Source organism: Mesorhizobium sp. M1A.F.Ca.ET.072.01.1.1 (assembly GCF_004023325.1).
Classification (GTDB): domain Bacteria; phylum Pseudomonadota; class Alphaproteobacteria; order Rhizobiales; family Rhizobiaceae; genus Mesorhizobium.
In genome coordinates this window covers 1-6653 of the sequence record NZ_RZSF01000346.1, presented here as the reverse complement: position 1 = coordinate 6653, position 6653 = coordinate 1, and the positions used below count along the sequence as shown (strand labels likewise).

General features: G+C 66.2%; 3 protein-coding genes and 1 pseudogene. All 4 read right to left on the bottom strand.

Annotated features, from left to right (window positions below):
* Nucleotides 1–192: 192 nt before the first annotated feature.
* Entirely contained in the window at nucleotides 193–726 is a 534-nt protein-coding gene (locus EOA32_RS31115; protein WP_128373759.1) for a hypothetical protein, read from the bottom strand.
* Nucleotides 727–1035: 309 nt separating this feature from the next.
* Nucleotides 1036–1976, bottom strand: a pseudogene (locus EOA32_RS31110) (DUF2493 domain-containing protein).
* Nucleotides 1977–2226: 250 nt separating this feature from the next.
* Nucleotides 2227–3270 carry a toprim domain-containing protein gene (locus tag EOA32_RS31105; protein ID WP_128373758.1) on the bottom strand — a complete coding sequence of 348 codons (1044 nt, stop codon included), beginning with the start codon at nucleotides 3268–3270 and terminating at the stop codon, nucleotides 2227–2229.
* Nucleotides 3271–3282: 12 nt separating this feature from the next.
* On the bottom strand, nucleotides 3283–6653 hold a 3371-nt coding region (locus EOA32_RS31100; RefSeq protein WP_245499440.1), incomplete at its 5' end, for a strawberry notch family protein.

Sequence of the window (6653 nt, the reverse complement as noted above, 5' to 3'; positions counted from 1 at the left end):
GGTCAAGCGTGGCCGCCGGGAATGCGCGCCTGATCCGCAACTGCCCTGCCCTCGGCGCCATGAGCAGATGGGATGTTCCCAAGGACTGCTGGCGGACCGCGAGAGGCCGCAAGAGGTCGGCCTTCGGCACGGATCAGGGCGGGGCGGCTCGCGCCGTTCATTCGTAGCCCGGGTCGGCACGGCTTGCGACAATCAGGCTTCCAGCGCAATGTGCTCCTCTGCCGTCATCCGGGTTTCCACTTCGTCGCGAACGTCCGGATCGGCATCGTGCATCATGGCGCGCCAGTCCGGGATGGTGTGGACGGTTCCCACCGTGCCGCGCATCGTGTCGTAGACGACGCATGGGCTGCCGATAATGGCCAGGCGCAGTATGTTGAGGCAGGTTCCGGGCGAAGCGCCATCCCAGACCATCAGGCCGAAGTCGGCGCGGCGGACCATTTCCCGGTCCTTCGCGGCGTGGACGGCAAAGCCCTTTGCGCCGTCCGGCGGCGGGACGTGATAGGCAGCCCAGTCGCCGAGATTGTTGCGCGGTTCCGGGCCGCCATGGAAGACGCCGACATGCTCGTAATTATAGCCTGCGAGCAGGCCCTGCATTTCGGCATCTGCTCCCGGCGCGTCACCGATCAGCACGCCGTGCTCGGCCGCAACGATCGCGCCGATGCGTTCGATCGCAGGGACCGGCAGCTCGAAGATGTCACGCGAACCGCCAAGGAATATCATTGTCATTGGTCGCTTTCCTTTCTCTCAGATCAACCGCCCCGGCCGGCTCTCCTCTCCCTCTCCTGCGCGAGGGATCGTCACCGAAGGCCGAGACGGCGAATGCCGGCTCGGGGAGCGGCGGCACGCCGCGAGTAGAGCCCGGCCGGCCGCAGGCCGGCGCGCCCGAACCTGCCTGAGGACATTTGGCCCCTCTCCATCTTGCGCTCTTACGCACTGCCGCCTCCCGCCGGATTTGGTGCCTGGAACGGATGTGCACAGACGAAGAACCCGACCGTGGAGAGGTTGGGTTCTTCGACGTGGGAGTAACGGTGGCGCTCACGCGCCACCCTCCGTGAACCGCCAGACCGGAATGCCGAGCCGGCGAGCCTTGTCGGCCAAGTTCTCGGTGATGCCGGAGCCGGGGAAGACGATCAGTCCGTAGGGCATGACCGAGAGCAGCTGATCGTTGCGACGGAATGGGGCGGCCTTCGCATGCCGGTTCCAGTCCGGCTTGAAAGCGATCTGCGTGACCTTGCGGTTCTCGGCCCAGCAGGCGGCGATGCGCTCGGCGCCGCGTGGGCTGCCGCCGTGCAGCAGTACCATGTCTGGGTGCTTCTCGCGGGCTTTATCCAGCGCGTCCCAGATCCGATCGTGATCGTTGCAGTCGAGGCCGCCGGCGAAGGCGATCCTGGTGCCGGCTGGCACCAGCACCTCGGTCTCGGCGCGACGGCGCGCGGCGAGGAAGTCGCGGCTGTCGATCACCGCCGCCGTCATCGCCTGGTGGGAGACCTTGGAGCCGGTGCGCGGCCGCCACGCCGAGCCGGTCTGTGCTTCGTAGAGGTCGGCGGCCTCGTCGCGCATGATCTCCAGCACATTGCGGCGCTCGATATAGGTGATGCCTTCGGCCGTGAGCCGTTCCAGCTCCACGGACTTCACCTCCGAGCCATCCTGCTCGCCTTGGCTCGACCGCTGCGCCTCCTCGTTGCGGTCGAGGCTGCGGGCGACGCGCTCGGCCGCGCGATGGAAGACGTTTGCGAAAGACCAGAGCAGGTCATCGAGGTCGGGTTCGAGCCTGGTGTCGGCGAGCATGCCGGCGAAAGTCTCGACGATCCCGGCCAGGCCGGCCCGGATACGCTCTCGTCGGGGAGTGGACGGGGGTCAGGCTCGTCCTGATGCGGACGATGGCCGTACATCTGTAGTTCGAGGATGACGCGGTCGGTCGGCGAGGAGGCGTGGTAGGGCTCGTGGGCGTCGTCGAAAGGAAGCTCGTAGGTCATGGCGATGTCTCCGTCGGTTGTGGCCGCGCCTATCGCGGCCTGACAGCGCATCCCGGCCGCGCTCCGGGCGTGGCCGCACCGAAGGCCGGAGCGAAGCGGAGGACGGCGCAGCCGTTGCGGCCGTGACCGGGGGGTGGCAGGGATCGCCTCTCAGGCAGGCCGCGGGCGCGGCCTTTCCGGCGGACTGCGCGCTCATGGTTGCGAGACTTCCGGTGAGGCCGCCCCTGCCTGCCTGTAGCCCCTTGACCGGTCATCCCGACGTCAGGAAGCGACGGGCATCTTCCGGGGCGAGCTGATCGCTGAGCCATGCCGCGAGACGCGTTGGACCGAGATGGCGCAGATCGTCGTTGAAGTCGCCGAGCTGCGGGCGAAGCACTATTGCGAGATTACCGGCCTCGCCTGCGCGCCGGCTGAGCCGCTCAATGCCATGTCGGCCGGCAGCGTCGGCATCGGCCGCGATGTAGAGGCGACGGCAGTCGGGCGGGAAGGACAGGCCGGCAAGATGATTGGCCGAGGTCGCGGCGGCCACCGGCAGCGCCGGCATCACGACGCGGAGCGAGGCCATCGTCTCGAAACCTTCGCCGGCGACCATGACCGAAATTGATTCGCCGGGCTCCACGCCGAGCCAGATGGCGTTGCCTAGAAGATTGCCGAGCGAGCGGCGCGGATCGGCAACCGGCGCCTTTCCGTTGCCGTTCGGATCCAACCAGGTGCGTTGCAGGCCGGTGATGCGTCCGTCGAGGGAAGTGACGGCCGCGATCAACGCGGGCAGGGTCTGCGTCTCGCCGGTGACGAGATCGCGGTAGTAGCACCCGTGGTGGAAGCGCAAGGCGCGTTCACGCGCGGCGAGCAGGATGCCGCGGCAAGCCAGATAGCGTTCGGCCAGCGTGCCGGCGATCGGCTGCGACATGGCGAACAGGCGACGCGCGGCGTCGGGGGAGCCGCGTGCCGCAGTTGGCTGGCGCCCCGCGCCGGGGGTTTGTGGCTGCGCGCGCGGCATGGCGAGGAAGCGGCGCGCCTCGTCCGCGACATCGCGGAACTCGATAAGTCCGCAGCTTTCGCGAATGACATCGAGGAGATCGCCGAACTCGGACGTCGCCTCGTCAACCCACTTGCCCGCCGGGCCTTTAGCGTTGCTTCTCAACCGCACATGCATGGAGCGGCCGCGCGTGTTGCGCACGTCACCGACGATCCAGTAATTGCCCGAACGATGGCCGTTAGAGAGATATTCGCGGCACACCGCCTCGGCGTGATCGCCGAGACCGCGTGCCAGCTCGGAGGCCGAGCCGGTCATGATCGCCTCCTCTCAAGCCGCGGCCGTGCGGTCGGTGACGCCGGTGAGCCGGTGGCGATCGAGAAGCGATGCGAGCATCGCGGAGCCTTGCTCGGCCGTCGGGATGAACAGCCTGAGCTTCCAGGAGATGATCTCCGCGATCAGGCCCAATGCCTTCAGGCGCGGCACCATGGCGTCGGTGAAGCCGATGAGCTCGACACGGTAGTCGTTCATGACGCGGCTGCGGCGCACGACCAGGCCATCGGCAAGTTGCAGGCCGATCCGTCCCTCCACCAGTCCGGTCCAGGCCTCCTCCGGCGCCAGAGTCGGGACATTGTCGATGCCGAGATTGCGCAACATGGTCGCGACCAGCGTCGGCGCGATGTGACGGCCGATGATGCGTTCTCCGGCATCGGTCTGGATGCGATAGACCTGGCAATCATGATCGGGCAGCCGCCGCCAGATCGGCAGCAACAGGCCGGTGACGATGTGGAAGGTACTGGTGGTGAATTCCGGAACGGCAGCGACTTCTGCCTGCCACAGCTCGCAGAACACCCTTCGGTCGGCGGGCTGCCAATGAGTTTCGGCAAGGGCATCGAGACCGAAGCGCAGCTCGTCGGTCGGTCGCAGCAGGCGCACCCGGTGTTCTATCGTCCCGTCGTCGAGCATCAGACTTGCCGTCGGCAGCTGGATCGCCGCGCGGCTTGACCGCGCGTTGACCAGCAGAACCGACTGCGGTTCCGCGCGTGCGATCGCCAGTGCTTCGGACAGGCCGAGCGGGCGGATGCGGTCCTTGCGCGCCACGGTCACCACATGAGACTGCGCGCCGGAGACCGGATGCGTGTAGACTGTGCGGCGATCGGTTACGATGATGCTTTCCGCCGTGATCGTCTCCAGCCCCTTGTCATAGTTGCCCGCGGCGATGGCGCCTTCTATTCTTGCCGTCATCAGCTGCTCGAACACTTCGAACAGCAGGTTCTGGGTTTCGATGCGTAGCGCCAGCAGCCGATTGAGCCAGGTCGTGATCGGCGGCAGCTCGTCGCGCAACCCACCCTCGTCCGTGGTGAGAGACAGCCCGGTGACCGCCTCGAAGGTCGTCAGCGAGCAGCCCTCGATCTTGCCCTGGTGCAGCAGATAGTAGAACTGACGTAGCGCCGCACGGGCGTAGGGGCTTTCGAGATTGTCCTCGGACCGGAACAGCCCTGCCCCGCCGGTCTGGCGCTGGCCGCGGGTGATCGCACCAAGCGTGTCCAGCCGTCGGGCAATGGTCGACAGGAAACGTTTGCCGGCCTTCACATTGGCGGCCATCGGTCGGAACAGTGGCGGCTGCGCCTGGTTGGTCCGGTGCGTCCGGCCGAGTCCCTGGATGGCGTTGTCGGCGCGCCAGCCGGCTTCGAGCAGATAGTGCTTGCGCAGTCTCTGGTTTTTCGCGCCGAGATCGGCGTGGTAGGAGCGGCCGGTGCCGCCGGCATCGGAAAAGACCAGTACCGTCTTGTCGTCATCCATGAAGCTTTGGGTCTCTGCGAGATTGGCTGAGCCGGGTCGGTTCTCGACGGCGAGCCGGTCGATGCCGTCGCGACCGGTCTTTTTGACGATGCGGCGCGTGCGACCGGTAACCTCGGCGACGGTGTCGGTGCCGAAATGGTGGAGGATCTGGTCGAGCGCGCTGCCGACCGGCGGCAACGAGGCCAGCCTTTCGATCATCTCGTCGCGGCGGCGCGCAGCCTCGCGGCACTGGACCGGATTGCCTTCTGTGTCATGCACAGGGCGTGAATAGACGTTGCCATCTGCATCGGAATATTCCTCGAAGAGCTGGGTTGGGAAGGAATGCATCAGATACCCGAGCACATATTCGCGCGGGGTCACGTCGACGTGGAGGTCTGACCATTCCTCTGCCGGGATCTCGGCCAGCCGCCGTTCCATCAGCGCCTCGCCGGTCGAAACGATCTGCACGACCGCCGAATGACCGTCGGCGCGGTCCTGCTCGATCGCGCCGGTCAGGGTCGGCGTCATCATCGAGGTGATGAGATGGCTGAAGAAACGCTGCTTGGTGCTTTCGAAAGCCGAGCGCGCTGCCGCCTTGGCGCTACGGTTCAGCGTGCCGGTCTCGCTGGTGATATTGGCGGCCTCGAGCGCGGCGGTCAGGTTGTTGTGGATGACCTGGAAGGCATCCGCATAGGCGTTGTAGACGCGGATCTGCTCTTCTGTCAGTTCGTGCTCGAGCAGGTCGTATTCGACGCCGTCATAGGAGAGCGATCGCGACGTGTAGAGGCCGAGCGATTTGAGATCGCGGGCGAGCACCTCCATGGCGGCGACGCCGCCATTCTCGATTGCCGCGACGAACTCGGCGCGATTGGCGAAGGGAAAATCCTCGCTGCCCCAAATCCCGAGGCGCTGGGCATAGGCCAGATTCTCGACGGCGGTTGCGCCGGTTGCCGAGACATAGATGACGCGCGCGTCGGGCAACGCGTGCTGCAAGCGGAGGCCAGCCTTGCCTTGCTGCGAGGGTGCGACGTCGCCGCGCTCGCTTTTTCCTCCGGCGGCGTTGGCCATAGCGTGGGCTTCGTCGAATACGATGACGCCATCAAAAGACTTACATGTTCCTGTCGCGCCTCCGGCGCTCCCCGCCTCTTGGCTCACCCAATCGATGATCTGCGCAATGCGAGACTTCTTGCCGTCGCGCTCCTGCGAGCGCAGCGTCGCATAGGTCGTGAACAGGATGCCTTCGGCAAGGCGGATCGGCGTGCCCTGCCGATAGCGCGAGAGCGGCTGGACGAGAAGCCGTTCCTGCCCGAGGGCAGCCCAATCGCGCTGTGCGTCTTCCAGCAGCTTGTCGGACTTCGAGATCCAGATCGCGCGCCGACGGCCCTGCAGCCAGTTGTCGAGGATGATGCCGGCGACTTGTCGCCCCTTGCCGCAGCCGGTGCCGTCTCCCAGAAACCAACCACGGCGAAAGCGAACAGCATTCTCTGCGCCGTCGGGAGCGGCCGAGACGACGTCGCAGGTTTCATCCACCGTCCAGGCGCCGGCGAGATGGTCGGAATGGGCTTCGCCGGCATAGATGACGCTCTCGATCTGGGCGTCGGATAGCAGCCCTTCATCAATGATCGCATCAGGAAGGAGAGGCCGATACGACGGTTTCGGCGGCGCGACCGCGGCCATCGCCGCCGACTGGACGAGCGGGGTCGGATGGGGTTTCGCACGCGGGATGTGAATCGACTGTAGCGCATAGCGCTCGTAGATCGTGTCAGTGAGGCGACCGCCCGCCTCGGGTATCCAGTCGCGCAGTTCATAGGAAAGAGGAACAGCTGATGTGCTGGCCGAGGTGGTCGGACGGACTGGTTTCGCCCGGACAACGGGAAGAACTGGCTGCGTGCTCTTCGCGACAGCAGCCGATGCTGCGA